This is a genomic window from Polynucleobacter necessarius (genome assembly GCF_900096765.1).
GTDB classification, from domain to species: Bacteria; Pseudomonadota; Gammaproteobacteria; order Burkholderiales; family Burkholderiaceae; genus Polynucleobacter; species Polynucleobacter necessarius_F.
Window position 1 is genome coordinate 1,479,501 of record NZ_LT615228.1, and the last position, 25,776, is coordinate 1,505,276.

General features: G+C 42.5%; 30 protein-coding genes, 1 tRNA gene, 4 pseudogenes and 1 riboswitch. Of the genes and pseudogenes, 9 read left to right on the top strand and 26 right to left on the bottom strand.

From position 1 onward, the window contains the following. Nucleotides 1-230 precede the first annotated feature (230 nt). Nucleotides 231-464 carry a DUF2798 domain-containing protein gene (locus DXE33_RS07660; RefSeq protein ID WP_114639361.1) on the bottom strand — a complete coding sequence of 78 codons (234 nt, stop codon included), beginning with the start codon at nucleotides 462-464 and terminating at the stop codon, nucleotides 231-233. A 56-nt stretch (nucleotides 465-520) separates the two neighbouring features. Between DXE33_RS07660 and DXE33_RS07665 the strand changes: the two genes are divergently transcribed. From DXE33_RS07665 to DXE33_RS07675, 3 genes are read left to right on the top strand one after another with little or no spacing between them, the layout of a single operon-like run. Further along, entirely contained in the window at nucleotides 521-916 is a 396-nt protein-coding gene (locus tag DXE33_RS07665) for a GNAT family N-acetyltransferase (RefSeq protein WP_114639362.1), read from the top strand. Nucleotides 917-937: 21 nt separating this feature from the next. Then, nucleotides 938-1,582 carry a histidine phosphatase family protein gene (locus DXE33_RS07670; protein ID WP_114639363.1) on the top strand — a complete coding sequence of 215 codons (645 nt, stop codon included), beginning with the start codon at nucleotides 938-940 and terminating at the stop codon, nucleotides 1,580-1,582. 31 nt (nucleotides 1,583-1,613) lie between these two features. After that, nucleotides 1,614-2,387, top strand: coding sequence for a MipA/OmpV family protein (locus DXE33_RS07675; RefSeq protein WP_114639364.1), 774 nt, complete (start codon nucleotides 1,614-1,616; stop codon nucleotides 2,385-2,387). A gap of 43 nt (nucleotides 2,388-2,430) precedes the next feature. Here DXE33_RS07675 and DXE33_RS07680 read toward each other — a convergent pair whose 3' ends face one another. From DXE33_RS07680 to DXE33_RS07695, 4 genes are all read right to left on the bottom strand, one after another. Continuing rightward, complete coding sequence (locus DXE33_RS07680; protein WP_114639365.1) at nucleotides 2,431-2,622, bottom strand: hypothetical protein; 192 nt, start codon at nucleotides 2,620-2,622, stop codon at nucleotides 2,431-2,433. Between the two features lie 136 nt (nucleotides 2,623-2,758). After that, nucleotides 2,759-2,862, bottom strand: a riboswitch (glycine riboswitch). Nucleotides 2,863-3,035: 173 nt separating this feature from the next. After that, a complete protein-coding gene (locus DXE33_RS07685; RefSeq protein WP_114639366.1) occupies nucleotides 3,036-3,830 on the bottom strand; it encodes a substrate-binding domain-containing protein in 795 nt (264 codons plus the stop codon). An 11-nt stretch (nucleotides 3,831-3,841) separates the two neighbouring features. Next, a complete protein-coding gene (locus tag DXE33_RS07690; RefSeq protein ID WP_114639367.1) occupies nucleotides 3,842-4,525 on the bottom strand; it encodes a haloacid dehalogenase type II in 684 nt (227 codons plus the stop codon). Nucleotides 4,526-4,546: 21 nt separating this feature from the next. Next, on the bottom strand, nucleotides 4,547-4,900 hold the full coding sequence (locus tag DXE33_RS07695) for a MarR family transcriptional regulator (protein WP_114639368.1): 354 nt from the start codon (nucleotides 4,898-4,900) through the stop codon (nucleotides 4,547-4,549). An 80-nt stretch (nucleotides 4,901-4,980) separates the two neighbouring features. Between DXE33_RS07695 and DXE33_RS07700 the strand changes: the two genes are divergently transcribed. Then, complete coding sequence (locus DXE33_RS07700) at nucleotides 4,981-5,553, top strand: hypothetical protein (protein ID WP_231970438.1); 573 nt, start codon at nucleotides 4,981-4,983, stop codon at nucleotides 5,551-5,553. A 118-nt stretch (nucleotides 5,554-5,671) separates the two neighbouring features. Continuing rightward, complete coding sequence (locus DXE33_RS07705) at nucleotides 5,672-6,130, top strand: cytochrome c (RefSeq protein WP_162785432.1); 459 nt, start codon at nucleotides 5,672-5,674, stop codon at nucleotides 6,128-6,130. A gap of 55 nt (nucleotides 6,131-6,185) precedes the next feature. Here DXE33_RS07705 and DXE33_RS07710 read toward each other — a convergent pair whose 3' ends face one another. The 13 genes and pseudogenes from DXE33_RS07710 to DXE33_RS09635 form a co-directional block, all read right to left on the bottom strand. After that, nucleotides 6,186-6,575, bottom strand: coding sequence for a tautomerase family protein (locus DXE33_RS07710; RefSeq protein ID WP_114639370.1), 390 nt, complete (start codon nucleotides 6,573-6,575; stop codon nucleotides 6,186-6,188). Between the two features lie 36 nt (nucleotides 6,576-6,611). After that, a complete protein-coding gene (locus DXE33_RS07715; RefSeq protein WP_114639371.1) occupies nucleotides 6,612-7,568 on the bottom strand; it encodes a sodium-dependent bicarbonate transport family permease in 957 nt (318 codons plus the stop codon). A 111-nt stretch (nucleotides 7,569-7,679) separates the two neighbouring features. Beyond that, complete coding sequence (locus DXE33_RS07720) at nucleotides 7,680-8,081, bottom strand: MAPEG family protein (protein WP_114639372.1); 402 nt, start codon at nucleotides 8,079-8,081, stop codon at nucleotides 7,680-7,682. A gap of 34 nt (nucleotides 8,082-8,115) precedes the next feature. Next, nucleotides 8,116-8,799, bottom strand: a pseudogene (locus tag DXE33_RS07725) (DUF2461 domain-containing protein). Nucleotides 8,800-8,931: 132 nt separating this feature from the next. After that, nucleotides 8,932-10,116, bottom strand: coding sequence for an MFS transporter (locus tag DXE33_RS07730; protein ID WP_114639374.1), 1,185 nt, complete (start codon nucleotides 10,114-10,116; stop codon nucleotides 8,932-8,934). A 160-nt stretch (nucleotides 10,117-10,276) separates the two neighbouring features. After that, nucleotides 10,277-11,170 (bottom strand): cation diffusion facilitator family transporter, encoded by an 894-nt coding sequence (locus DXE33_RS07735; RefSeq protein WP_114639769.1) that lies wholly within the window; start codon nucleotides 11,168-11,170, stop codon nucleotides 10,277-10,279. A 37-nt stretch (nucleotides 11,171-11,207) separates the two neighbouring features. Beyond that, a complete protein-coding gene (locus DXE33_RS07740; protein WP_114639375.1) occupies nucleotides 11,208-12,290 on the bottom strand; it encodes an ATP-binding protein in 1,083 nt (360 codons plus the stop codon). Nucleotides 12,291-12,292: 2 nt separating this feature from the next. Continuing rightward, nucleotides 12,293-12,949: a winged helix-turn-helix domain-containing protein gene (locus tag DXE33_RS07745; RefSeq protein WP_114639376.1), complete on the bottom strand. Its 657-nt coding sequence runs from the start codon at nucleotides 12,947-12,949 to the stop codon at nucleotides 12,293-12,295. Then, nucleotides 12,930-13,568, bottom strand: a complete 639-nt coding sequence (locus DXE33_RS07750; RefSeq protein ID WP_114639377.1) for a cytochrome b/b6 domain-containing protein — start codon at nucleotides 13,566-13,568, stop codon at nucleotides 12,930-12,932. The genes DXE33_RS07745 and DXE33_RS07750 overlap by 20 nt, the downstream gene beginning before the upstream one ends. Then, nucleotides 13,565-13,999, bottom strand: a complete 435-nt coding sequence (locus tag DXE33_RS07755; protein WP_231970439.1) for a diheme cytochrome c — start codon at nucleotides 13,997-13,999, stop codon at nucleotides 13,565-13,567. Before DXE33_RS07755 ends, DXE33_RS07750 begins: the two co-directional genes overlap by 4 nt. Before the next feature lie 28 nt (nucleotides 14,000-14,027). Beyond that, nucleotides 14,028-14,420: a DUF1924 domain-containing protein gene (locus DXE33_RS07760; RefSeq protein WP_174222301.1), complete on the bottom strand. Its 393-nt coding sequence runs from the start codon at nucleotides 14,418-14,420 to the stop codon at nucleotides 14,028-14,030. Nucleotides 14,421-14,597: 177 nt separating this feature from the next. Further along, on the bottom strand, nucleotides 14,598-15,239 hold the full coding sequence (locus tag DXE33_RS07765) for a DUF6803 family protein (protein ID WP_197712014.1): 642 nt from the start codon (nucleotides 15,237-15,239) through the stop codon (nucleotides 14,598-14,600). 57 nt (nucleotides 15,240-15,296) lie between these two features. After that, nucleotides 15,297-15,629, bottom strand: coding sequence for a hypothetical protein (locus tag DXE33_RS09635; protein ID WP_162785433.1), 333 nt, complete (start codon nucleotides 15,627-15,629; stop codon nucleotides 15,297-15,299). Nucleotides 15,630-15,666: 37 nt separating this feature from the next. Between DXE33_RS09635 and DXE33_RS10770 the strand changes: the two genes are divergently transcribed. Further along, the gene (locus DXE33_RS10770) at nucleotides 15,667-15,807 is read left to right on the top strand and encodes a hypothetical protein (protein ID WP_331851809.1); all 141 of its coding nucleotides are present in this window, start codon (nucleotides 15,667-15,669) and stop codon (nucleotides 15,805-15,807) included. Between the two features lie 254 nt (nucleotides 15,808-16,061). Continuing rightward, the gene (locus DXE33_RS07775) at nucleotides 16,062-16,817 is read left to right on the top strand and encodes a hypothetical protein (protein ID WP_162785434.1); all 756 of its coding nucleotides are present in this window, start codon (nucleotides 16,062-16,064) and stop codon (nucleotides 16,815-16,817) included. 95 nt (nucleotides 16,818-16,912) lie between these two features. Here DXE33_RS07775 and DXE33_RS07780 read toward each other — a convergent pair whose 3' ends face one another. Then, a complete protein-coding gene (locus DXE33_RS07780; RefSeq protein ID WP_114639381.1) occupies nucleotides 16,913-17,560 on the bottom strand; it encodes an aquaporin in 648 nt (215 codons plus the stop codon). A gap of 225 nt (nucleotides 17,561-17,785) precedes the next feature. On the opposite strand from DXE33_RS07780, the pseudogene DXE33_RS09865 reads away from it, so the two are divergent. Further along, nucleotides 17,786-18,061, top strand: a pseudogene (locus DXE33_RS09865) (type II toxin-antitoxin system RelE/ParE family toxin). 20 nt (nucleotides 18,062-18,081) lie between these two features. After that, a complete protein-coding gene (locus DXE33_RS07790) occupies nucleotides 18,082-18,369 on the top strand; it encodes a helix-turn-helix domain-containing protein (protein ID WP_114639770.1) in 288 nt (95 codons plus the stop codon). A 59-nt stretch (nucleotides 18,370-18,428) separates the two neighbouring features. Here the strand turns inward: DXE33_RS07790 and DXE33_RS07795 are convergent. The 7 genes and pseudogenes from DXE33_RS07795 to rsmB all read right to left on the bottom strand — a co-directional run bounded on the left by DXE33_RS07795 (nucleotide 18,429) and on the right by rsmB (nucleotide 25,775). Further along, a tRNA-Phe gene (locus tag DXE33_RS07795) sits at nucleotides 18,429-18,504 on the bottom strand. An 87-nt stretch (nucleotides 18,505-18,591) separates the two neighbouring features. Then, nucleotides 18,592-20,775, bottom strand: a complete 2,184-nt coding sequence (locus DXE33_RS07800) for an OsmC domain/YcaO domain-containing protein (protein WP_114639382.1) — start codon at nucleotides 20,773-20,775, stop codon at nucleotides 18,592-18,594. Nucleotides 20,776-20,885: 110 nt separating this feature from the next. Then, nucleotides 20,886-21,068, bottom strand: a pseudogene (locus DXE33_RS10725) (helix-turn-helix domain-containing protein); the annotation flags it as partial. 155 nt (nucleotides 21,069-21,223) lie between these two features. Beyond that, nucleotides 21,224-21,569 (bottom strand): annotated as a pseudogene (locus DXE33_RS10730) (response regulator); the annotation flags it as partial. Nucleotides 21,570-21,571: 2 nt separating this feature from the next. Continuing rightward, nucleotides 21,572-23,848 (bottom strand): sensor histidine kinase, encoded by a 2,277-nt coding sequence (locus DXE33_RS07810; protein WP_231970440.1) that lies wholly within the window; start codon nucleotides 23,846-23,848, stop codon nucleotides 21,572-21,574. 20 nt (nucleotides 23,849-23,868) lie between these two features. Further along, nucleotides 23,869-24,450, bottom strand: a complete 582-nt coding sequence (locus DXE33_RS07815) for a DUF4390 domain-containing protein (protein WP_114639385.1) — start codon at nucleotides 24,448-24,450, stop codon at nucleotides 23,869-23,871. Further along, nucleotides 24,447-25,775 carry a 16S rRNA (cytosine(967)-C(5))-methyltransferase RsmB gene (gene rsmB / locus DXE33_RS07820; RefSeq protein WP_231970441.1) on the bottom strand — a complete coding sequence of 443 codons (1,329 nt, stop codon included), beginning with the start codon at nucleotides 25,773-25,775 and terminating at the stop codon, nucleotides 24,447-24,449. The genes DXE33_RS07815 and rsmB overlap by 4 nt, the downstream gene beginning before the upstream one ends. Between the last annotated feature and the right edge of the window lies 1 nt (nucleotide 25,776).

Genomic DNA, 25,776 nt, shown 5'->3' on the forward strand with positions numbered 1-25,776 from the left:
TCAGACTTTCTGAATGAGGCCATTTTTCCATATTGCTGACAATAGGCGTTTGCTTTCTGAGTAAGCTGCTGCATTGACTCGTCACTGCTATTTAAGAAAGTAACATGGTTGGAGTCTGAGGCATCTGTATAGACAGCAGCACATGCTGAAATGAATAGCGTTATACAAAGTAGCGTTAGAAATATAAGTTGTCTCATCAATACCTTTTACGCATCAATAGGGCTCTAATATTAATGAGTTAAATTCAATTTATGCAAAATTGCGGTGGTAATTTTGGTCGCTAAAGGTCTGTAGATCAAGATACAAACAATGGTTACAGGATATGCCACGAGCCACACCTCTAGCCACACCCAAAAAAAGTTTTCTACGGGGCCCACTCGCACAAAGGTAGTGGCCAAGGTAATGCTTGCAGACATTAGCATGCCCATTACTAAGGAAAAAATGATGTTTGGAGAATTAATCATTCTCTAATCATAGCGCCTGATCTATTAAGCTGTTATTCTGAATTAAGAAGGTTTCTATGATTAGTTATCGCGATAACGCAAATATCATCGCCGAACAAGCGATTGACCTCTACAAACGATCTACACTTGGCGAGCGCCGCCCCATCGATAATCACAACACCTTTGAGGCGATGCTCAAGAACGCCAATTTGACCATTACCGCCTGGGATGGAGACAAGCTAGTCGGCATATCCAGAACGCTCACTGATTTTGCTTATGTTGCTTATCTGGCCGATCTAGCAGTGAATGAACAATATCAACGTACTGACATAGGCAAACGTCTCATTGCTGAAACTCAGTTGCGCTTGGAGCCTAATTGTATGATTGTTCTTTTAGCTGCACCCAAAGCGAATGAATACTATGAGCATATTGGCTTTGAACATAATCCACGCGCATGGATGTTAAAGAAATAATTACCCTTTGATGATTGCACAATGACCAATACTCAATTCTGTTTAGTGCGCCACGGTGAAACCGATTGGAATATCGCGCGTCGCTTACAAGGCCATACTGATATTGACCTCAATGCACGAGGTATAAAGCAAGCAAAACAACTAGCAAACTCCTTAAAGGCAATAGAACTTCAGTTCGATGTTTTATACACAAGCGATCTCCTGCGGGCAGCAAAAACAGCGCAAGCAATTGAAGATCAATTTGGTGTTAAGGCCTTGATTGATCCCAACTTAAGAGAGCGTCACCTTGGCGCCCTGCAGGGACTGAGCATCGCTGAGGCGCCCCAAGCAGAATCAGAACTATGGGATATTCATACAAGTAGAGACTTAAGCCATGATCTTCGTGGCGGCGAGAGTATTAGAGACTTTGCAGAGCGGATTCATCAAGCCCTAGAACAAATCCGCAAGCGGCATCTTGGAAAAACAATTCTCCTAGTAAGTCATGGTGGCGCCCTAGACATGATGTATCGACTAGCAAGTGGGCAAACTTTAGATTCTGAAAAAGTAGTGTCGGTACCAAATGCCTCTTTAAGCTGGATTAGTCATAACGGCGTAACTTGGAATGTTGATCGCTGGGCTGATACTAGTCACTTAGAGGGTCTTGCTCTGGATAACCTAGATCTCTAATGCATTTTCCAAAATCTTCTATGATTCTTGTATGAAAATATTCTCAAAAGCATGGCTCTGCCTAGTTCTTGGATTTATCTCTTTGCCAGTGCATGCAATGGACAATATGCCAGACGATGGTTTACCAGATCACATCGTTGGCGATATTGGCGCAGCTGTTTATGGCTCTAATATGCATATTGGCTCAGAAGGAGCTCAATCTTTAGTCCTTCCATATGCTTTTTTTGACTACCAGCGTTTCTTTGCTCGCATTGATGAAGTTGGCATTAAAACTTTCAAAATGGGCTATGGTTATTTTGAAATCATCGGCAAGATAGCCCTCAACTCATACAAGGTGAAGTCGCCTATTAATGGGGCAACCATTAATAAAAGTGATCCCATTCCCTTGGGCGTAGGCACTTATCAAGAAACCCCTATTGGGGGCTTCTTTGCAAATGCATATCATGATTTTGGAAAATCAAATGGGGCGCTTTATGAGCTGCTCTATTTTGCCGAAGTTGAAACGTTTAAAAAGGTGGTAGTGTATCCAGAGATCGGCATCGAAAGACAGTCTAGTCAATACGCCAATTATTACTATGGATTGAGCTCTGGGGAGTCTAATGCAACGGGATATAGCCCTTATACAGCCCCAGCCACTAATAATCTCTTAGCAGGTTTCATGATAGAAATTCCTGTTGTCGACAACTGGTATATCAATCTATATGGTCGGCGCAAATGGATGGGTAATGGGATTAATAACAGTCCAGTCATGAATAAATCCTTTCAGGACAATGTATTTGCTGCTTTAGCCTATCGCTTTAAGTAATGCCGATTAATAAGCCGCATGAGCGGCTTATTTTTTAGAGCATTTACTTTGCTGGATGCATCCGATTGTGATCAGAAATACAAAAATCAACGATAGTTTCTGCAAAACTTAAATATCGTGAGTTGATTTTTCTAAAGCGATCTAACTCAGCTGTAACGCTAGAAGTTTCTCCCTTAAAGCCAACATCCTCATATCCGGGATGGTAAGGGGCTTCTTCAACCAATTTGTTTGTCATACATTTCTTTCATTAATAGATGGTCAAGGTTGGCCAATATCAAAAGGCCAAAACATTACACTGCTGAATGACCCAAAAAGAAATTTGCATAGGTTCTCCCAAAAGCAGCCCATCAAACACCCAAGCGTGGATAGATGCCGCTCCCCCTGTCCTTGATACCTGAGAGATTCACACTAAGCCCAACTTAGTGCTTGCTCCTTCGGTGCACCATCAAAATGGCGACTCTCCAGACGGCTATTTAGGATAAGCAGTACCTTCCTGCTGGATACCTGAGCGTTCATGGGAGTTTGCGCCTTCGGTGGAGAAATTCATCTCACTCTCCTGCTTGAAAAAATTATATCTTGATATAGAGGGTCAGTCGAATTCCATGCATCCTGAAAAACCCCGAGACATTTCAATAAATTAAGTTTTAGTTACCATGGCAATGCCGGAAGAATAGGCTTGAGACCAGCCTTTTGAATCACTGGTGACGCAGCTGGGGATGCCAGGTATGCAATTAGATCTCTTGCTGCTACAAGATTACTAACATTAGAGGTGATACCCGCAGAAAAGAAAACGGTTTGTTGAACTTCTGGAGGAATTTCTCCTATAAAGTCAATTCCAGGAATGGGAATGAGTTCGCTGACCTGCTGAAAACCTAACTCTGCCTCCCCCCTTGCAACAACAGTGCCCACACGCTCACTATAGATTTTTTTAGCAGTCTTGTTCATCTGCTCCGCAATGCCCATTCTCGGAAAAACTTCTGTGGATAAATAGGTACCGCTTGCACTTGCTGAGTAAGCTACTGACTTTGCATTTAATAAGGCATCCTTAAATGCGGGCATTGTTGAAATATCCGGCCTAGGAGCACCAGCTTTTACCGCTGCTCCAATTACCGAGGCCACTAAATTCACTTTACTACCGGGTTGCACTGTGCCACTTTTAATAAAACCATCCAAGGCAGGGCCAGCAAGAATTAATACATCGAACTTTTCATCTCTAGCCAATCGCGATGGTATTGAATCTGGCGCACCCCCCATTGAAGAGCCATAGGAAATAATGACTTTGTTTAACGATTGTTTTTCATATTCAGGGGCAAGCGTTTTTAGCGCTTCTGCAAACGCCCCGGAAGTTATAACCTGAATCTCTGCGGCTGTAGCAGAAGATGAAAGAATTAATAGAACTAATAGGCTGATTGCAATATTTTCAATCGTACGATTAATGCGCATTTTTCACCCATTTAAATAAATTGTAAAACTTGAGATAGTGAACTACCTTCATAGTCAGGCTGCACCCCGATTTCCTCGAATGGATGCCCCAATCGATTAACCCAGAACACATCAAATCCAAACCACTTTGCTGCTAATGCATCCCATGCATTACTAGATACAAAAAGGATTTCATCTTTGTTAACCGCAAATGCCTTAAGTAAAAGCTCATAAGCCTGTGGAGCAGTTTTAAACAAACGCACATCTTCGATAGTTACTACTTTATCCAAATAGGGACTAAGGCCATTGCTATCCACCACAGTAGACAACATCTCTCTACTGCCATTGGACAAAATAGCAGTAAGCACCCCTTTTTCTTTGATGGTTTTTAAAACTGTCAGGCTATCTTCAAATCCAGTGAGCTTGGCATACTGATCCATCAATCGCTTTTCATTTTGCTGGGAGAGGCTAAGCCCCATCCGCTTACATACATAGCGCAAGGATCGAGCCGTTAGATCCCAAAAGGGTAAATAGTGTTTACTTCCATTTGGACTGGGATCGCTCAAGGTCACTAAACGGGTGTATTCAATTTGACGATCCCGCCACATCAAAGAAAGCGCTTGGCCTTGTCCGGGGAAAATCTCTTCCGCAAGAGTACCCATGGAATAGACATCAAATAATGTGCCATAAGCGTCAAAGGCAATTAATTTATACATTACCAAAGACTCCGTTAGGTTTTAACTGCCTTTTAGCGCTTTTTCAAGACACTCAGAGAGCTTTTCGTAGTATTTATCCGCCTTTGAGGTTGGGATTACAAAGCGCTTACGGCCATCAGTCTTATCTTCTACAAGCTTGACATATCCCATTGCATGCAAACTTTTAATGCGACCATGCAGGGTAGCTTGAGAGCCCAATTCGCTTAGTGCAATTAAATCTCCTACCAACACTTGCTTGCCTTGCGCGGCGTTCAGGGTGATGTAATTTAGTAGCTGCTCTTCCTTGCTATCAAGCTGTTTGCCTGGGCTAATATGATCTAAGCTGTCTAAACAATTAAGAAAACGAATATAGGCGGAGGATTTAAGCAATTTCATCGTAATGTTTTACTCCTAGCCTGGTAAAGGTGACGATAAACCCTAAGAACCTAAGAGACTATATAACTTATCATCTTTTCATGCCCACGCCCAAAATAATTGCCCAAATTTGCTTTGAGGTTTTACTTAGCGCTTTGCTGTATGCGGCATTCTTTTACGTAAATCAATTCATTACCCTACCTCTCGAAATGGGTAGGGGGGTCAATTGGATTTTTATTCCAGCAGGGCTCAGAATTTTCTTAACCCTCATATTTAATTACTCTGGCGCAGTTGGGCTGTCTCTAGCCTCATTATTCATTAACTATTTTGATTATTATGAATTTGACTGGACGACCAAATTGGGCATTGCAATCATCTGCGCAATAGCTCCATTGCTTGGACGTCACTTTGTCATTCATAACCTCAGGGTAAATCCAGACTTAAGTAATATTTCTTTTCGACAACTAATAATCATCATTATTGCGTACTCTCTCTTGAGCTCGGGGCTGCATCAAATCTGGTTTGGTTTGCAAGGACTAGATTCCGGAAGCTTCAATCACTGGATCGCGATGTTCTCAGGAGATATTGCTGGATCAATTCTATTTGTGGCTGTTATCAAATATGGTATTGATATCTTTAAGGGGCGATTGGGTAGAAGCAAACTACTTGAATAAAGCGAACTAGTAGCAGATCAATATAAGGTCTTCTACCGTTTTTGATCCCAACAAAAAGTCGCGCAATGCTGTGTTCAATGATATAAATTGGGGAAAAATGGGGGTGGCTGGAGAAATCATGAAATTTAAAATATTTGCTTTACTCATTTGCGTTTCACCATTGTTGGGATGTGTGCCAAAAATACCCCAAACAAAAACCTCGCTAAGCCTAAAGCAGTTGATGGAATGGGTGATTGATCCCAATGCCGATGTATTGTGGGATTCCGTAAAAACCATCTCGAATGCTCAGGGAACAATAGAGATATATCCTAAAACGGATGCCCAATGGGAGTCCGTTAGAAACAGCGCCGCAGTATTAGCAGAATCTGGAAATCTACTTATGATTGAAGGGCGAGCCAAAGACAATCAACTTTGGGCCGCTTACGCTAAGCAGTTAAGCAAAGCAGCCGAGGAAGCATTAAAGGCCGCCCAAAATAAAAACAAAGATGATTTATTTGATGCCGGCGGCAATATCTACAATGCCTGTAAATCTTGTCATGACAAATATGCAGAATTCGATAAGCAAGCAGGCAAGTAAGAATTAGAGGGCTTCTAAATCTTTGGAGGGATAGGCTGAAGCCAAAATCGATTGATTAGTCTTTATCTGCGTATTGCATTTCACCATTACCAAAAGACCAATTTTCTTTATTTACTTCAATTAAATTAATAAAGATATCTTGAGGCCTGACTTGTAGTTGTTGCACCAGGGCATCGCAGACGCCTCTAAAGAGATTCTTTTTCAACTCTATCGATCGACCAAAACTAATGGTCGCCTGAATAAAAATGATGTTTTCCGAATATTCAATTCCTAAATAACTTTTTGGAATATTCAATTCAGATTGATCATGCCTGGTAATGATCTGAAACTTATCATCCTCGGGCACATTGATTTGCTCCCGCATAACTTGATAAACGATTTCTCCAGCCTGCTTAGCTAAGCTTGCTGAGTATTTATTGCTCAAATCAATTCTAACTAGCGGCATAGTGACTTCCTTATAGGTGATGTTTGTCGATGTGGGCTAAAAACTCAATTGAGCAATATAAGCATATAAAGGTATGCCGAAAATAATATTGAAGGGAAAAGTAATTCCTAGTGACATTCCCATATATAAGGCAGGATTTACTTCAGGGAGCGCATGTCTTAGGACCGCTGGCACAGCAATATATGAAGCGCTAGCAGCAAGCACCATTAGTAAAATTGTATCGCCTAACTGTAGAACTAAAAACTTACACAACACCAATGCAACAGACGCGTGGAGCAAAGGAGCTCCGATTGCATACAACAAAGTGATTGGGGGCTTTCCTTTTAATCCCTCAAAATTTTTGGCCGCCATGAGCCCCATATCTAACATAAAGAATGTAAGCATTCCTTTAAATAAATCAATGGAGAATGGCGCCATAATTTTTTGGCCGCCGTCACCACTCACTAAACCAACAATCATTGATCCTAGCAACAAGAGTTGTGCTCCATCGGTAAAAGATTCATGAAGAATCTTTGACATGCTGGTTGATTGCTTGACGTTGTTTGACGCTGCCCTAGCTTTATTCGCCAACAAGATTGCCAAGATAATTGCTGGCGACTCCATCAAAGCCATCGCCGCAGCCATATGCCCACCAAAGGCAATGCCATATTGATCAAGCGCTTGGGTTGCAGTAATAAAGGTCACAGCACTTACTGAACCATAGGTAGCAGCAATAGCGGCTGCATCATAGTTATTCAGCTTTGTTCTAAGGACTAAATAGCCCATCAGCGGTATGACGATAGCTAGAACTACCGCCAAACCAAGCGCCAAGCCAATCTCAAGAGTAAACCCTGATTTATGCAGAGCAAAACCACCCTTCAAGCCCAGGGCCATCAGGAGATACAAAGATAAGAATCGAGCTATGGGCTGAGGAATTTCAAGATTCGATTTAACAGCTCCGGCAAAAGCCCCAAAAACAAAAAAGAGGGTTGCTGGATCTAAGAAATTGCTCATACTGAGATCTTATGTAATTTTGGCAATTCTTGTATTAGCCCCACTTATCTTAAGGGCTAAATACAATACCATCTAAGGATCGATAGGCTGTATCAATAGCCACGCTTGATATTACAAGGCAATCAATCGATACAAGACCCACCCTATATTGATAACGACGAGTGCAATTAATGTATTGAATGTCAATTTCATACCTAATATGCGTTTACTAAAATCTGGTGGAGGGATGTTAATTCCCCTTGCGTGAATCAAACGGTCAATAATTAAAGTGACACCGGGAAGAGCAATAAGCCACCAAGGGGCTCCGTTTAGCTCAAGACAGGCAATCAAGATAATGCCAAAAGGGACGTATTCGGCAAAATTTCCTTGTGCACGAATCGCCCTCTCAAGATCTTCGTGGCCACCGCTCCCTAGGCCCACTTTATTTTTTCTTCTTAGCGCAATTACTGCGAAAGACAACTGAATGAAGATAATAGTTAAGACTGAGGCAATGATTGAGGTAAGCAGTAGCATGATGCACTCCAAATAATATTAATTTTTAACAACTCTAATCTGAAAACTTTTCCAATGCGTGCCAGCCAAAACTGAGCAAAGGCAGCATATCTTTAGCAAACTCCGTAACTTCTTTGATTAGATTATTAGAGCAAATGGTTGATCTAGAAATCTGCTTTCTAATAATCCATCCTTTTAATTTTATGGCTCGCTCAACTTCCTTAGGAACATCATTAAAACCTCTTGGTACTCGAGCTAAAGTATGCGAATAGTCCAGCTCATATCCTTTACGTTGAAGTGCACTCTCTATGGATAACCAAGTCTTAGGATCATCCAACACCCCCTGCCTCAATCGTTTAATAATATGTGCTTCAGGCTGCAAATAGCCTGCTGCACATCTGCTGCCCAGAGGGTCTAAGCGAAAGTACAAAACCCCAGGTGAATGCTTGTCCCCTGTTCTCGTAAATAAGCCGCTGGCATGCATGTTATATGGATGCTTGGCCTTTGAGAAACGAGCATCCCGATTAATTCTAAAAAGAGATCTCTTGGGGTCGCCCCATAACGGGATATTCTTTTTGGATAAGTTTTCCGAGAGCGCTTCCGTAAAACACTTCATTGGCTCTCACACAAAGTCTTCATATTCAGATCGATGTTCAGCAAACCAAAATCGATTTTGGTTCTGAGTCAAATCCTCAAAAAACACAAAAGCCTTTGGATCAAAGCCAAGAAAATTTTTCATAAAGCGTAATCCTTATAAGCAATCTTAGCGCTTAAACAAATCTTGCTCGTTGGCTCCGGCTCAAGCAAAACTCACCTGATTCGCCACGCCCTAAAGCACGAATTAAATATGGAGAAAAAAATCATATTTCAATTAAGCCTTTTTGACATCTTGTGTTTGATATACCCAAGCTGCCATCAATATAAATGCTAATAGGGCACAAGCTCCCGAAAACAAGAATGCGTAAAGAGGTGCAATGGATTCGTAAATCCACCCAAAAATGAATGATGCAGGAAATAGCATCAGCCCCGTAATTAAATTAAACCAACCAAATGCTGTCCCTGCCAAACCCTTAGGCGCCATATCTGCCACGAGAGCCTTCTCTACCCCCTCGGTTGCCGCCTTAAATAGTCCATAAACGCCAAAGAGTGCAAATATTTGGTAAACGGAAATATCTGGCAAGCCCATCGCGATGTAAAAGAATGCAAAGGAAATCCACGCAATCAAAATAAATCTCTTACGGCCGAAAGTATCTGAAAGCGCCGATAGAGGCGTACCAAATAAGGTTGTAATTAATGAGATGGCTGCCCAAAGCAATGGGATCTCTTCCTGTGGAACCCCTGCTTCCTTTGCTCTCAATAACAAAAACATATCTGAAAAATTGCCTAATGCAAAGATTCCCGCCACAACAAGATATCTTTTAAATTGGCTAGGCATGCCTTCAAGCGACCAACTGAATTTGCTTGTCTGTGGAGCAGCCTCTCGCCGGGGCTCGCGAATAAATAAAGCTAGTGTGATGGTGATGACTGCAGGAACTATTGCCCATAAAAAAATTTGCTTCAGCGGCATGCCCATCGATAAAAACATCGCCGCCAATAAAGGGCCATTGACTGCGCCGGCATTATCCATCGATCGATGCAGGCCAAATGTAATGCCTCGCTGATTTTCGTTCACACTCTCAGCCAATAAAGCATCACGGGGCGAGCTTCGCAAGCCCTTTCCCATGCGATCTGTAAACCGGATCGCCAGAACCCAAAGCCATGAATTAGCAATTGCAATCAAAGGTCTTCCAATTCCAGCAAGCGTATAGCCGAGGACGATCCAGGGCTTTGCTTTTTTGGTGCGGTCGACGATGACACCAGAAACTAATTTAAAGATGCTTGAGGTTGCTTCTGCAATGCCTTCAATAATGCCTAACGCTTTTGGTCCAGCCATGAGTACGGACGCGAGATACAAAGGCATGAGTGGATAGAGCATTTCGCTCGCCGAGTCGTTCACTAGACTAATAAGGCCAATTAGCCAAACGGTTCGAGGGAGAGCGAGGATGGTTTTGAACATAAACCCAATTTACTCTTGTTTTATTGTTTAAGCCTCTAATTAAAACTTAGAAATAAAAAATCCACCCAAAGGTGGCTTCTTATTTCTTGGTAGCCTAAGCAGGAGAGGCTATGAAAGAGAGCATCAGCCCTACATCTAAGCCGTCATTTAAATCGATATGCTAGACAGGATCAATATGGGTCATCACATTGAGAACAGGCAATTCTTTCATGATCTGATTTCTTGCAGTTAGGACAATGTCATGACCTGCTTGAACAGTAGAGTTAGCATCTACCTCAATATGAACATCAACTAAGATCATGTCACCCATCTTACGAGTTCTTAAGTCGTGAAACCCTTTCACGCCTTGTGTTGATCTAATGATCTCTTCAATTCTTTGATGCTCTTCGTTTGAAACCGCTCTGTCCATCAAATCATGGAGAGCATCCCAACTAAACTCCCAACCCGTTTTAGCCACCATCAAACCTACGACTAAGGCACCAACCGAATCTAAGATGGAATAGCCGAACAGTGCCCCAACAATACCTACGGCAACCACTAAAGATGAAGCTGCATCCGATCTAGCATGCCACGCATTTGCCACTAACATAGAAGAGCGCACTCGCTCTGCTACTGAGAGCATATATCTAAATAATAATTCTTTCGCCACCAGAGAGCCTAGCGCGACATATAAGGCCATAATTTGAATTTGTCCGGATGGAGCTGGATCAATGATTTTTTCACCGGCCTTCCAAAGCATGCCAATACCCACAGCCAGTAATGAGACGCCTAAAAATATAGAAGCGGCGGTTTCATATCGCTGGTGCCCATAATGATGATCTTCATCTGCATCTTTGCTGCTGTGGTGATTGGCAAATAAAACTACAAAGTCAGCCACTAAATCGGTCAGAGAATGAATGCCGTCGGCAATCAAACCCTGCGAACCAGACACAATGCCGGCAAATACTTGAGAAATAGTCAATCCAATATTAACAACTACACTGACCAAAGTGCTTCTTTTGGCAGCCTGCTGTTTATCTGGAGTCTCTATTTCGTGGTCTTCTAAATAATTCATATTGACAATAATACCAACCAAGTTTGTCATTTATGTGTCATAAAGGAAATTTTATGGACACCAGCAAGCCGCCCAATTGAGGACTCTTAGATACACTGATAGATAAATTCTGCACATCCGCAATCTTTTTAATAATCGACCAACCTAAACCGCTACCAGCTGAATCATGCTGTCCAATACGCTGAAATCGAACACCAAGTTTTTTGATTTGGTCATTAGTTAATCCAACGCCACTGTCTTCAATAGATAGATACACATGTCCATGTTGTTGAATTACAGATACATCAATCTGGCCATTTGAAGGAGAGTAACGAATTGCATTATCTAAAAGATTTCTAACCACAATACTTAAAAGAGCTTCATTAGCATTGACCTGATAAGCACCTTCTTCGATAAATTGAATTTGTTGGTGTTTTAACTCAACTTTAGGGTATACATTCGCTATCTGTTTTGTAACAAAATCAGAGATGCTAATAGCATAACGATCAAATACTTCTTTAGATGTTTCAACCCTTGATAACGCTAGCAATTGCTCAATTAATCTACTCGCTCGATCACATCCCTCAATTAAGTTATCCAAGGCATCTTCTTTAATTTCTTTTTTAAGCTTAATCACTTCTGCTTGCGCTTTAATTGCAGCCAATGGTGTTCTTAGTTCATGCGCCGCATCCGCAGTAAAACGCTTTTCATGTTCTATGGATTTTTTGACTCTCAATAGCAGTTCATTGAGCTCATCCACAAGGGGTGATATCTCCTCAGGGAGTCCTGATATTTCAATAAGCTCTAGAGATTCAGGCGTTCTATCAAATATGGCTCTTTGTAAAACAAAGATAGATGAGCTTGCCCAATATACGATGGTGTAAACAATTACAGTTAAGATTGGCAACCCAATAATTAATGGCCATATTAGCCCCCACAACAAATCACTTAACAACTCATCTTTTTCATGGGTTAGCTGATCAATTGAAATATGGTGCTCGATAATCTTATGGAAAATTTCTTCTAATTCATTCTTGGCATCAAACCAAACCAATATTGAAGTTCCAATCCAAATAATGGTAATACAACCAATGATCAGGACTAGTAGGCGATTTTTTAAAGAAAATGTTTTAGAGCCCATAACTAGCCTCTGAATTGGTAGCCAACGCCACGAATGGTTTGAATTAAGTCTGAACCAATTTTTTTTCGCAAGTTGTGAATATGAACTTCTAAAGCATTACTTTCGACTTCATGACCCCAGCTATATAACTGGTCCTCCAACTGAGTTTTTGTTAAAACTCTATTAGAAGAAAGTATTAGCGCATGCAGCAAAGAGAATTCTTTTTTGGACAAATCTAGTTCTTGGCCATCAAGTTGTGCTTGATATGACAAAGGATTCAACATTAGCCTTCCAACTTTAATTTCATTCTTGCTAACACCTTCAGATCGCCTAATGATTGCCCTCAACCTTGCCGCTAAGACTTCAAGAGCCACAGGCTTTACAACATAATCATCACCACCCAAATCTAAGCCCTGAGTAATACTGTCAACCCCATCTTGAGCAGTCAAAAGTAGCACGGGCAATTGGATACCATCAGAGCGAATTTCTTTTAATACAGAAAAACCATCTCTAAATGGCAAACCAATATCTAAGATTAGTGCAGTGTAGTTTGTGTTTTTAATTTCATACGATACCGCCTCACCATCTCGCACCCAATCCACTTGAAACCCATGTTGGATCAAGCCTTGCTTAAGCGCATTGCCTAAATTTTTGTCATCCTCAGCTAAAAGTACTCTCATTACCAAATTCTAAATTGAATACCCAAAAATAAATCATTAGTAACAAGATTATTACTGTTACCCACTTATAGGCTCTCGCCTTAACAACTATTACACTCATCTTTGAAGTAGCTGTTGAATTATTTTTTTGTAAGTAGTGATACAAAGCATTTAATAAAATTGAGCCCACATGAACTACAACAACCGCTATGAGCGCATTGCCTACTAACTCGTGTAGCTCGCTAATCAGTTCGGGTCCTATTTCATTAAAAGTTAAATAGCCGGTAGCCGATACCAATAGGACCAAAAACATCAATACATAAGCGGCCAAAAAACCAATGGCATTCAACCCCATCAATGCCTGTCTCTCACCAGATAGAATAGCTTTAATGTTTTCATGAACCTTTAGAAAACGAGGTTTGATCGTGGAGAATCTCGCATATTTAGAGCCGATGAATCCCCAAATTACTCTAAAGCCAACAATACCCAACATCGTATATCCCAAGGTAACATGGACAAGCCTAAATTGTTCACTTTCTTGAGTAAGAATTGCTCCCACAAAGCACAGCGCCAATATCCAGTGGCTCACATATAGCGGGGAATCCCATACCAGCATTCTTTTTCTAATTTCATTGATCATTTTGGAATCCTCACAAAATCTTCGTTGTAGTTACCTTTATCGGCTGTTGTATGACAAGCCATACAGTTAGATTTACTTTTAACTTTTGGGTTTGACCATGTTTTTGGATCAATTTCTCGGTGTTTTTTTACAAACCATGATGATTCTGTAATTCGATCATTTGGCGGGGCAATAGAAGTTTTTCTACTTGCTCCAGAATTATCGGTTAGCCACTTAGTAATTTCCTTTGTTGACTGAGGATCAAGTGAAGCATCAACCCCATAGTGCTTACCTAAGCTATTCATGATTCTTACCCACGACTCTTGTGGAAGAAGTGATGGTTGATAAACCATGTGACATGAAGCACATTCAGCTTGTACTTTTTCAGGAATTTTTACTCTAGGCACATTTACATCGGCTAGAGCATTAGCTGAGACAGTGAGCAATAACAAGAATTGATATATTTTTCTCTTAAGCCACCTATTTGAGTGAATTTAGATAGGCCATAACATCAGCCTTTTCTAATGAAGAACATTCGCGTCCAAGCACATCATTGCAGTTGCGCTTGAACCACTTGTTTACCTTTGCCTCATCTGTAAATCTTTTTGGGTTAAATGCTGGGGCTAATGGGCTAATGGATTTATCTGTAGAGGCATGCTTACCGTCTTTAGTAGGAGGAAATCCATGACATGTGGCGCAACTCCAATCTTTATCTTGTTTGCCGGTAAAAAACTTTTCACCTCTTACTGAGGAGGCGGATTGGTGGGCGTCGGATGCGTACTGTTTTTCTAATGAAACAGCATCAATAGCCCACACATTTACCGTGAACAGTCCAATTAAGGAAACGCCTATAGTTTTATTAATTAATCTCATAAATCCCTCCATGTGATTAATTTAGCCGTTGAATATTAAGAAATACTTAAGTTTTGTCATTCAAAATGACATCGACTAGCGCAAGGGTATAAAACAATTGGAGTGGTGAAAGCAAAAACCACCCGAAGGTGGTTTTAATGTTTCCTGGGGGACAGTACTGATAATACCAATATTGCCTTAATGATTGTGTCCTTGATTATTCATAGGCATTTGGCCACCACCCATAGGCATTTGATTAGAAGGCATATTGCCCATCATTTGTTGATGTTGTTTCATCATCTTTTCGTGCTCTTCCGGATGGCAAAACTCATGATCATCAGGGCCTGAGCTCATTTGATGAGCGCTTGCACCTTTATAGCCAAGAATGCTTGGATCCACCATGCCAGCAATCATCGCAATATGTCCAAACACCAAGAACAAAGCCACGCAGATCGCATGAATCTTTAGCTTACCCATTTGATCTAAGGCTCGATTAACTAAACCAAACTCCTGTAGGGCAATCCAAATTAAAGGCAAGCCCGCAATCACATAACTACCTACCGCAATCGGATCAACGATAGTTCTCCATTCACCAGCTTTAGTGATTGGAATGACGGCATTGGTCATGATGTAATAAATGATGCCAATAAAATAGATGCCTACTGCAATACCAGCAAAGCGATTGAGATAATACACAGCGCCATCAAACTTACGAGTAAATAGCAAGTACAGCTTAGTAATAGCCAATGACTCAGCCAAGATGACTGGGATAGCCATAAAAATAATTAAATTCCAAGGCTGGTTAACAGCCAATAACTCCATGTAGTGAGTCATGTTCATAAGATTTCTCCAAAGAATAACGGTGGCAATGCGCCACAAAAATTAGTAAATGCGAAATTAACTAATCTGTCTTGGAGGTTTAAAGATATGGTTGGGATCTGCCTCAACGATAAGTTGGGACACCAAAGAAATAAAGTGATTTGAGAAATCAGGCTGTATATATTGGCTTGTAGATAAGTTTGCTACGACGCCCACACAACACTGGTGGTGTGTTTGGTGGTTTGTTGTATGTGACTTATCCATCTTGCTATCTGCTTGAGGATGGCAATCGTGCTTCACAATATGCTGAGCATGAGCTTGACCCGCCTTTTCAATAGAAGCAGGAATACTGCCCACATGAATAAGACTTACGAAAAGCGAGAGGCACAAAAACATACAAATCCGACGCATAATTCATTTTATTCCTTTTTAATACTTTTGTTAAATCATGGCTTGGATCATTACGAAATACCTACTCACTGCTGGAATGGTGGTATTCATTAGCGAAGTAGCGAAGCGACAAGATGGGCGGCTTCATTGCGGCACTACCCCTGATGACTTTGCTAACACTCACTTGGTTGTTTATTGAAAACCAATCGGAAGAAAAATTTCTAACCATGCTTATTACACTTTTTGGTATGTAATTCCAACATTACCTATGTTCTTGTTATTCCCATACTTGCTTCCAAAGATAGGTTTTTGGATGACGATGGGCTCAAGCGTTTTTGTAACAGCAATCTGCTTTAGCTTGTTTGCTCTGCTAATGAAAAACTTTGGGATTCAACTCTTGTAAAGTCTTGTCGTTTCTAAAAAAATTTCATATCGATCCTATATAGTGCCGAAATGACCGTATTTCGTCTCTTAGTCCGCTTTTTGAAATTTGCGCTTTGCCTCATATGCCAATTTTGCAGCCTAGTGATAGCAGCGCCTTTTAAGATTAAGGTTCACGATGAACTCATTGCCGATTACCAGCATTCAGCCTACGAAATTGAGACAAACCTTTTTCAAGCTCCCGCCTCACAGGGTCTGAAAACTAATGTCTTTCAAACAAGACTGGAGTATGGGTATGGCATTACTCAAAGGAGCGAAGTTGGAGCCAATGTCTACCTCAGTAACTACAACGGTGTTAGCTATGTAAACGGCGGCAAGATCAGCCATATGTACATACCAACGCACGATGAAGAGGGATTGTGGCACTATGGAGTTAAGAATGAGATCAACCACATCAAAGATGTTGGCGGAAATGAAACGAGCTTTTATGAACTAACTCCCATTCTTGCTGTACAACTTCAAGACTGGCGATTTACCATCAACCCAAGTATTGATGTCACTCTGAATAACAATAGCACCGTTACTTTTTCACCATCGGCAAAATTAGCTTATGGACTGACTCCATCTACTGATATTGGCGTTGAGTATTACGCAGACAATCTTCCCATTCAAGGCTTATATAGCAGTGCACAACAACCTAATACAGCTTACCTAGTGATGGATACTAAGTGTGGGAAATCTACATTTAATATCGGTGTGGGCAAAGGCGTTACAGCGGTGAGCGATAACTGGGTAGTAAAGCTCATAGCGTCACTAAACTTCGATTAGGGAAGAATCAAATGAAAAACCACCTAAAGGTGGTTTTGGTGCCTTAAGATGGTCAAAAGTGCAATTGACCAAAGCTGAGATTGCCAAGCTTTAACTCAAGACTTTTGTTTTGAAAAAGAAAGCATTCCAACGATCACTAAAGCCGCCAATACTTCCGCTAGCATAAATCCAAAAACGCTTGATGGTGCAATTCCTACAAATGTATTTGTGAAGCTCCTAGCCAAGGTAACCGCAGGATTGGCAAAGAAAGTGGATGAAGTAAACCAATAGCCTGCTGTGACTGTTAGGGCAACAAGCATGGGCACACGATCCTTAGCTTCCTTATCACCAACGCGAATCACGATAAGCAATACGAGTGTTGATATAAATTCACTCGTCCAAATACCAAACCCAGCTCTAACCTTTGTTGACTCTTGAATGATAGGTAGGCTAAACATTAAGTGTGTTAACCAAATACCAACGATAGCGCCGGTGAATTGACAAGCCCAATAACCCAACATCTTTTTTAGATTGAGATGACCTAGTTTCCAAAACATTAAAGTCACAACAGGATTAAAGTGAGCGCCAGAAATGGGTCCCAGCAAACCAATCAAGACATATAAGCCGGCACCTGTAGCAATACTGTTGCCTAGTAAAGCTACAGCGGCATTACCAGCGCCCAAGGTCTCGCCCATAATTCCTGAGCCAGCAACAATTGCCAGCAAGAGGGCTGTACCAATATATTCGGAAAGATAAAATTTCATATGCAAATCATAAAGGCTTAATATGAAAAAACCACCCGAAGGTGGTTTTGGTATTTCTTTGTGGCCCGGGGCATAATCGAACCACCGACACAAGGATTTTCAATCTTGCCCCTAGACTGTCGTTTTAAAAGAGAATTTAGTCTTGCCCAATGTTAACAAATTTGTTAACATACACGAATGAGCTATTCCATCCTTTATTACAGCGAGCAGGTTCAGGAGGACATCATGAATCTTCCCGACACGCTTCAAGCTCGCTATATTGGATTGACCTCACGAATGATTGAGCATGGGCCAAGTTTAGGCTTGCCTCATACCGATTCGTTTGGCGGTGGCTTATTTGAATTAAGACTTAAAGGGGCTTAAGGTATCGCTCGGGTTTTCTTTTGTACGATGGTGGAGCAGGAAATAGTGATGCTTCATAGCTTTATTAAGAAAACTCAAAAGACGCCTGAGAAAGAATTGAAGATTGCGAAAGCTCGCATGAAGGAGTGGAGAAAATGACAACACGGAAGAAAACAAAAATGCTTACTCATAAACAAATGGTAAGTAAGATGCTTAAGAAGCCCGCCGTAAAAGCCGCGGTGAAAGAGCTTGACCGTACTGAATTTGCGATTCTTGATGAGATTCTTGCGGCAAGAAAAGAGGCTGGATTAACGCAAGCGCAAGTAGCAAAAAAGATGGGGACGCAAACCCCCGCTATTGCTAGATTAGAAAGCTCTTTGGCTACCGGCAAACATTCCCCAAGCCTAACTACCCTAAGAAAGTATGCGGCGGCACTGGGCAAGAGAGTTGAACTTCATTTAGTCTAAAAGACTCATCCGCCCGACCAAAAAAATGCCCTGCACGAAGCGGGGCACTATTTGTTTCTTGGTGGCCCGGGGCGGAATCGAACCACCGACACAAGGATTTTCAATCCTCTGCTCTACCGACTGAGCTACCAGGCCAAGACTCTGAATTGTAAATGAAAGTGCCAATTGGCCCAAAAATGGGGTATCTATAGCCAATATCAGTCATTTATTGGGGGCCAAGCCTTAGCCCTTGCTTGCATGGAGCTTTCGATAGCTATCCATCAAACGATGGTGCCTATCAAGGCCTTCCAGTTTCATGCTGGTTGGGGTGAGGCCGTAAAAACGCACCCGCCCCTCAACTGACCCCATGACCGCATCCATTTTTTCATCGCCAAACATCCGGCGGAAATTAGGGAGGTAGTCATTGATGTCTAAATCCTCGTCTTGCAACACCTCCAACACAGCACTCAATGCCTGATAAAACAATTTGCGCTCAACCGTGTTGTCGTTGTATTGCAAAAAGGCCCCAGCCAATTCAGCTGCTTCATCAAATTGTTTGAGCGCAAGATGAATTAATAGTTTGAGCTCTAAAACCGTCAGCTGGCCCCAAACAGTGTTCTCATCAAACTCGATGCCGATCAAGGTTGCGATATCGCCGTATTCATCTAGTTCATTATTTTCTAATCGATCCAGTAATGCTTTCAGGCTTAAATCATTCAAATTGAAAATATTCAAAATATCGGATCGAAACAATAGGGCTTTGTTGGTGTTATCCCAAATAAGGTCTTCGACGGGATAAATCTCAGAGAAACCGGGCACTAAAATTCTGCAGGCAGTCGCTCCAAGCTCATCATAAACAGCAATGTACGCTTCTTTGCCCATCTCCTGAAGAATGCCAAACAAAGTGTTTGCCTCAAGACTATTGGAGTCTTTGCCTTTGCTTGAAAAATCCCATTCAACAAAATCATAGTCCGATTTAGCACTAAAGAAACGCCACGATACAATGCCGCTTGAATCAATAAAGTGTTCAACAAAATTGTTCGGTTCGGTCACTGCCTCGCTTGAAAAGGTCGGTGGCGGCAAATCATTTAAACCCTCTAAACTTCTTCCTTGTAGTAGCTCCGTCAAGCTTCGCTCCAGAGCAATCTCGAAATTAGGGTGGGCGCCAAATGAGGCGGACACACCTCCTGTGCGTGGATTCATGAGGGTAACGCACATTACTGGATACACCCCTCCTAAAGACGCATCCTTCACTAGCACTGGAAAACCTTGCTCTTCCAATGCCTGAATACCAGCCAAAATACTTGGGTATTTAATAAGTACATCCTGAGGAACATCTGGTAGCGTAATCTCGCCCTCAATGATTTCGCGCTTAATTGCTCGTTCAAATATTTCAGATAAACACTGAACTTGAGCCTCAGCCAATGTATTGCCTGCGCTCATGCCATTACTGACATATAAGTTTTCAATCAGATTGCTTGGAAAATAAACCACCTTGCCGTCTGAATGACGCACAAAGGGTAAAGCGCAAATTCCACGCTGAACATTCCCAGAATTGGTGTCGACCAAATGAGAAACACGCAATTCACCATCGGGATTAAAAATTGCTAGGCAATACTCATCCAAAATTTCTGGTGGCAAAGCATCATCGCTACCAGGCTCAAACCAACGCTCATTTGGATAATGGACAAATGCTGCACTGGCAATCTCTTCGCCCCAAAAAGCGCCCGCATAAAAGTGATTATTACTAAGCCGCTCAATGTATTCGCCTAAAGCTGATGCAAGGGCGCTCTCTTTGGTGGATCCTTTGCCATTAGTAAAGCACATCGGTGAATGAGCATCGCGAATATGCAAAGACCAGACATTGGGAACAATGTTTCGCCAAGAGGCAATCTCAATTTTTATTCCGAGATTAGCCAACACTTGCGACATATTGGCTATGGTTTGCTCTAGCGATAAGTCTTTACCAACAATATAGGTTTTGCTTTCTGCCTCTGGTTTTAGGGTTAAGAGAGCCTGTGCATCAGCATCTAAGTTTTTTACCTCTTCAATAACAAACTCTGGGCCTGCCTGAACAACTTTCTTAACAGTACACCGTTCGATTGAGCGCAATATACCCTGACGATCAATTGCAGATATTTCTTCTGGTAACTCAACCTGAATCTTAAAAATCTGTTGATACCGATTTTCAGGATCAACAATATTATTTTGTGAGAGGCGAATATTTTCAGTAGATAGGTTGCGTGTTTCGCAATACAGCTTCACAAAATACGCTGCACATAAAGCCGATGAGGCCAAAAAGTAATCAAAAGGACCAGGGGCAGAGCCATCGCCTTTATAGCGAATGGGCTGATCGGCAACTACCGTAAAGTCGTCAAACTTAGCTTCAAGACGAAGCTTATCGAGAAAGTTGACTTTAATTTCCATGGAGAAAATTCCAAAATGGCAGACAAATAAGATGGCAGTAATAATTGATCACTGTGCCAAAATCTCGTGACGCACGGCTGTCTATGCTTATGCGAGTACTGGATTAAGGATTATTGCTCGCCCTTGTTGCGTGAGGTATCGATACCTAGAGCCTTCAGTTTACGGTACAGGTGGGTTCTTTCTAATCCCGTGTACTCGGAAATCTTGGTCATACTTCCGCCCATAATTTGCATTTGACGCTCAAAATAGGCTTTTTCAAACAGATCTCTTGCCTCCCGCAATGGAAGATCAAAGTAGGTCTTTGCAATTCCATCGATGTACTCAGCCTCGGCTGCTGGGATAGCAACTTCGCTACTCTGTTGTTTTGGCGAAGGGCTTGCGGAAGCGCCAGACTGAACTACTTTCTCTCCCTGGGGCTCAATATATTTTGGCGAGCTCTCTAGTGCCTTATTAACCGTCTTGAGTAGTTTTTGCAGGGCAATAGGCTTTTCTAAAAAATTGAGGGCGCCGATGCGCGTGGCCTCGACGGCAGTATCAATCGTTGCATGTCCAGACATCATTACTACAGGCATTGTGAGCTGCCCAGTTTTGGACCATTCTTTGAGCAAAGTAATGCCATCAGTATCAGGCATCCAAATATCCAACAAAACCAAGTCTGGCCGCATTTGCTCGCGAATGGTTCTGGCCTGTATCGCGCTCTCAGCTGCGTAAACAGTATGACCCTCATCCGTGAGAATCTCATTGAGAAGCTCCCGAATCCCCATCTCATCATCAACAACCAAAATACTAGCCATGCTTAGGCTGCCTCTTTTGCTAAATTCATAAACAAAATTGAAACTTGCGCACCAATCACTTCGTCTCCCTGCATTCGATTTCGTATCTCTATCTTGGCGCCGTGATCATCAATAATTTTCTTTACGACTGCCAAGCCCAATCCCGTGCCTTTTGTCTTGGATGTGACATAAGGTTCAAATGCTCTTGCCAATATCTTAGCTGGAAATCCAACCCCAGAATCACTTATTGTCAAACGGACTGCGCTTTGCTTCACGCCATTTTGCTCGCCATATGGGACAAGCTCCGTTTTTACCTCCACAGGCGCGTTCTGGCGAGCGCCCTCCAAGGTTGAGTCTTGGGCATTTTGGAGCAAATTGTGAATAACTTGCCGCAATTGTGTGGAGTCGCCCATGATATTTGGACAACGATCATCCAGCTGAGTCACCAATGGGCTGCCCTCATAAAGACCCAGAATTTCGCTTGTCAGCGTATTAATTGAAACTGGCTTTAGCTGTGGTGTTGGTGTTTTAGCAAAATCCCTAAAATCATTGACCATTTCTTTCATCGCCTGAACCTGACCAATAATTGTCTCAGTACTGCGATTAATCATCTCTTCTTGCTCGGGACTTAATTTACCTGCAAGCTTGTGTTGCAGTCTCTCAGCAGAAAGCTGAATTGGAGTCAGCGGATTTTTAATTTCATGGGCCAAGCGCCTTGCTACTTCGCTCCACGCAATTGATCTTTGAGCGCTCACCACATCCGTAATGTCATCAAACACTACCATTCGTAAATCTGCAGTTAACTGAGTGCCGCGGACAAATAAAGTAGCCCCCGGATCATTTTCAAATTCATTGGTCGTGTGAAGTTGAACTTGTTTTTGCCAAACCGGGGAAGCCTGCGGGATAGATGCCGAAGTTTGATTGCCAGCCCCCAGACTCATCGTTGCAAAGCCTTCTTTGACGGCCTCCTCAAACTCTGCAAGGGCTACGTTACTACTTAAAGGCTTGCCATCCAACAGGGTTAAATCCTGCGCAAAAATGCGATCTGCCCCAGCATTACTAGAAACAATGTTGTACTCTGTATCAAAAATGCATACACCAGCCGTCAAGCTACCAAGAACCTTCTCCAAAAACGCTTTTGATTCTTGCAAAGAGGTACGGGTATCGGCAAGCTGACGCGTCATCACATTAAATTGCTGCGTTAGCATCCCCAGCTCATCACCGGTATCGAGCTCTGGTTTTGGCGATAAGTCACCTTGTGCAACTGCCTGAGTACCTCTTAGCAACATTAATAATGGTCGAGCCAATTGACGGCCCAATAGTAGCGCCAAGATCACCGCCACAAATAAGGCAAAGAAAAGGGTGAGTGTTAGGGTTCCCACAAACATTTTGCGCAAGCCTGCGCGCCCCAAAGATTTCTCTTGATATTCGCTGTAAGCGGTCTCAACTGCAAAAATATTTTTTGCGAGCGGAACGGGAATATAGCGAACCAGTTGTAAAAAGTATTTATCGTCCACTTCCTTGTTTTGGTCTGGCCTTGTCTGCGCACCCCTCTTACGGACAATCGGCACAATCGCCCGAATGCGATAACCATGCTGGCCGCCTTCAAGCTCCACCTGATCTAAAAAGGTAAGCCCCTTCTTTTCAAAAGCCTCAGCAACTTGACTTCCATCGGGAGGGGGCAAATAGTTTTTTGCTTTTGGCTCACTCGTGAAGAGCATTTCCCGTTGCATATTAAAAAGGGTAATTTCTTGAATCCCAAACTGGTTGCGGATCTTCATGACCATGGCGCCAACTTGTTCGGAACTGGTGCCGGAGGGAACCTGCGCCACTTGTTCAGCAATAAAATTGCCTTCGCCCAAGATCTCTTCTTGAGCTATTCGTAAGGTTACACGCCCTAACTCTAGGCCGGAGTTCAGCGCAGACTCGACCTGTACATCAAACCAAGTTTCAATGCTTCGTGACACGAATTGCAAAGAAACGCCGTACAAAATAAGTCCTGGCACAATTCCTACCAATGCAAAAATCATTGCCAACTTAGCAATTAGGCGAGTTCCGAAACGGCCCTGGTACCAGCGTACCCCAATCACTACAACCAAAGTCAAAATCACTAAAGTCAAGCAAATTCCAATCACCACATTGGCCGCATATAACCAAATAAAGTAGCGATCAAAAAAAGCCGTGTTTGATGAGGCTAATAGCAAAAGCGCTAAAAGCAAAAGAGCAAAAGCACCAATCAAACCGATTACTATCGGTAGTAATTTTTTGCGCCAAACTTTTGATTCAAAAAAGCTGGACATTGGTGTGCCTATCGCCCCTATCATCGCTTAATAAAATTAGATCCGCTTGGGGAAAAAGGAAAATACAACCAATCGCTTGAGACGTTCCAATCGCGATTATTTAGGGCATTTACTTGAAACGGTTTTGGTAATTTGCTCAAGTCTAAGTTCATTCGCAAACCAGCAGTATAGGTTTTGCTTGCATCAACCTGTCCGCCATCTATGACACGCCATCCACCAACACTTCCTACGGCTTGAAGGGCCTCCGATAATGACTTTGCAGAAAAAGTGAAGCCCTCTGAAGCAATGCGGTATTGCTGCGTCAATGGCTGATAGGAAAGACGGGTTTGCCTATGTGCAAGTAGTGGTTTTTCATCAAACCAGTACCAGCGCGAGCGCGATAAATCAAAGTCTGTTTGGAAATAAAGTACAACCCCTTTTTGAACGGCATCTTCTAAACCGGGAGAGAGTTCAATTTGAAAAGCTGCATTTAAAAACCAGTCGCTATCAATCCTCTCCAACTCAAAGGATTTAATCTTGATTCCTTCAGCGCTCACTGGTGTTGTGAATATTCCCAACACCATCAAACCCAAAAAGATGAATTGCTTAATTCTTTGGCTCATGGCCCATTTTTCTTAAACAAAGCATAGTAGAAACCGTCATTGACCTCTGTGGGCAAAAGTTGTCCCGGAGCGCCTAATCGTACCGCATTGCTGTGTTGCTCAGCAAACCAAATGGCCTGCCCCTCCCCCTCCTCGGGAAATACCGAGCAGGTAACGTATAAAAGGGTTCCGCTTGGCTTTAACATTCTCCAGGCTTGATTCAGTATTTCGCGCTGCCTAAGTTGTAAGGACTGAATATCAGCCTCACGACGCAAAAATGGAATGTCTGGATGCCGAGAGACGATTCCAGAAGCAGAACAAGGGGCATCAAGCAAAATTTTGTCAAATAGAACACCATCCCACCAAGCACCTTTTGAAGCATCCCCCCGCTGAATTTTGACGCGTTCAGAGTGAAGCCGCAGTCGATCTAGGTTGCCGCCAATTTTTCCAAGTCGCGCCCCATCTAGTTCGAGCGCAAGCATCTGACAGTCGGCCAACTCTAAGATGTGAGCAGTTTTACCCCCTGGAGCAGCACACGCATCTAAGACCAATTCACTTGGTTGAGGATCTAGCAAAATGGCGGCTAATTGTGCTCCCGCATCTTGCACAGAGGCTGCGCCACTATAAAAACCCGGCAAATCTGAAACGGGTGCCGGTATTGATATCCGCAATGCTGATGGCAAAGCAACTCCCGCTACAGATTCAATCTTTTCAGATGCAATACCCACATCAAGCAAAAGCGCCTGATACTGCTCTCGAGAATATTGGCGCTGATTTACCCTCAAAATTAACGGTGCGCGTTTTGCTTGAGAAAACAAAATCGATTGCCAAACCTTTGAGTAATTGCGCTTTAAGTTGGCACGCCACCAAGCCGGCACAAACATTGGTATTGGATCGGGCGGATAAGAGGGCTTTCCTGGGGCTGGTTCTAACGCTAAACTAATCTTGCGTAACACAGCATTTACCAAACCCTTTGCATACATCGTCTTGTCGTATTGGTTGCAGGCCTGCACCGCTTGATCAACAATGGTGTGCGTCGCATATGGCTTGCTATCAGAGCCATCTCGCACAAATAATGCAATAGCAACACTTAAGAGATGGTCAACTTCCGGCGGTGGTGTCTTGGGAATAAATTGTTTAATCAATTCGTGAGAGCGTACCCACTTGCGAAGGGCATCAAAAGTGAGGCTCTGAACAATAGGCCTCTCATGAGAATCTAGCTGCTCCAATACCTCGGTGAGTGACCTGCCACTCATCACCTCGCTGATTGCTTGCGCTGCAATCGTGATTGCTTCGGAAAGCGGAAGACTGTGAGATGTTTTTTGATCTACCAAAAGATTTTGCACG

Coding starts and splice junctions, on each gene's coding strand:
- DXE33_RS07675 (WP_114639364.1), top strand. CDS start 1,614: ATGAAAATATTCTCAAAAGCATGGCTCTGCCTAGTTCTTGGATTTATC.
- DXE33_RS07665 (WP_114639362.1), top strand. CDS start 521: ATGATTAGTTATCGCGATAACGCAAATATCATCGCCGAACAAGCGATT.
- DXE33_RS07800 (WP_114639382.1), bottom strand. CDS start 20,775: ATGGAAATTAAAGTCAACTTTCTCGATAAGCTTCGTCTTGAAGCTAAG.
- DXE33_RS07685 (WP_114639366.1), bottom strand. CDS start 3,830: ATGCGCATTAATCGTACGATTGAAAATATTGCAATCAGCCTATTAGTT.
- DXE33_RS07775 (WP_162785434.1), top strand. CDS start 16,062: ATGACCGTATTTCGTCTCTTAGTCCGCTTTTTGAAATTTGCGCTTTGC.
- DXE33_RS07715 (WP_114639371.1), bottom strand. CDS start 7,568: ATGAGCAATTTCTTAGATCCAGCAACCCTCTTTTTTGTTTTTGGGGCT.
- DXE33_RS07810 (WP_231970440.1), bottom strand. CDS start 23,848: ATGTCCAGCTTTTTTGAATCAAAAGTTTGGCGCAAAAAATTACTACCG.
- DXE33_RS07705 (WP_162785432.1), top strand. CDS start 5,672: ATGAAATTTAAAATATTTGCTTTACTCATTTGCGTTTCACCATTGTTG.
- DXE33_RS07695 (WP_114639368.1), bottom strand. CDS start 4,900: ATGAAATTGCTTAAATCCTCCGCCTATATTCGTTTTCTTAATTGTTTA.
- DXE33_RS07790 (WP_114639770.1), top strand. CDS start 18,082: ATGCTTACTCATAAACAAATGGTAAGTAAGATGCTTAAGAAGCCCGCC.
- DXE33_RS07745 (WP_114639376.1), bottom strand. CDS start 12,949: ATGAGAGTACTTTTAGCTGAGGATGACAAAAATTTAGGCAATGCGCTT.
- DXE33_RS07760 (WP_174222301.1), bottom strand. CDS start 14,420: ATGAGATTAATTAATAAAACTATAGGCGTTTCCTTAATTGGACTGTTC.
- DXE33_RS07765 (WP_197712014.1), bottom strand. CDS start 15,239: ATGAACATGACTCACTACATGGAGTTATTGGCTGTTAACCAGCCTTGG.
- DXE33_RS07740 (WP_114639375.1), bottom strand. CDS start 12,290: ATGGGCTCTAAAACATTTTCTTTAAAAAATCGCCTACTAGTCCTGATC.
- DXE33_RS07680 (WP_114639365.1), bottom strand. CDS start 2,622: ATGACAAACAAATTGGTTGAAGAAGCCCCTTACCATCCCGGATATGAG.
- DXE33_RS10770 (WP_331851809.1), top strand. CDS start 15,667: ATGGCTTGGATCATTACGAAATACCTACTCACTGCTGGAATGGTGGTA.
- DXE33_RS07750 (WP_114639377.1), bottom strand. CDS start 13,568: ATGATCAATGAAATTAGAAAAAGAATGCTGGTATGGGATTCCCCGCTA.
- DXE33_RS07720 (WP_114639372.1), bottom strand. CDS start 8,081: ATGCTACTGCTTACCTCAATCATTGCCTCAGTCTTAACTATTATCTTC.
- DXE33_RS07815 (WP_114639385.1), bottom strand. CDS start 24,450: ATGAGCCAAAGAATTAAGCAATTCATCTTTTTGGGTTTGATGGTGTTG.
- DXE33_RS07710 (WP_114639370.1), bottom strand. CDS start 6,575: ATGCCGCTAGTTAGAATTGATTTGAGCAATAAATACTCAGCAAGCTTA.
- DXE33_RS07660 (WP_114639361.1), bottom strand. CDS start 464: ATGATTAATTCTCCAAACATCATTTTTTCCTTAGTAATGGGCATGCTA.
- DXE33_RS07735 (WP_114639769.1), bottom strand. CDS start 11,170: ATGAATTATTTAGAAGACCACGAAATAGAGACTCCAGATAAACAGCAG.
- DXE33_RS07730 (WP_114639374.1), bottom strand. CDS start 10,116: ATGTTCAAAACCATCCTCGCTCTCCCTCGAACCGTTTGGCTAATTGGC.
- DXE33_RS07700 (WP_231970438.1), top strand. CDS start 4,981: ATGCCCACGCCCAAAATAATTGCCCAAATTTGCTTTGAGGTTTTACTT.
- DXE33_RS07690 (WP_114639367.1), bottom strand. CDS start 4,525: ATGTATAAATTAATTGCCTTTGACGCTTATGGCACATTATTTGATGTC.
- DXE33_RS09635 (WP_162785433.1), bottom strand. CDS start 15,629: ATGCGTCGGATTTGTATGTTTTTGTGCCTCTCGCTTTTCGTAAGTCTT.
- DXE33_RS07780 (WP_114639381.1), bottom strand. CDS start 17,560: ATGAAATTTTATCTTTCCGAATATATTGGTACAGCCCTCTTGCTGGCA.
- DXE33_RS07670 (WP_114639363.1), top strand. CDS start 938: ATGACCAATACTCAATTCTGTTTAGTGCGCCACGGTGAAACCGATTGG.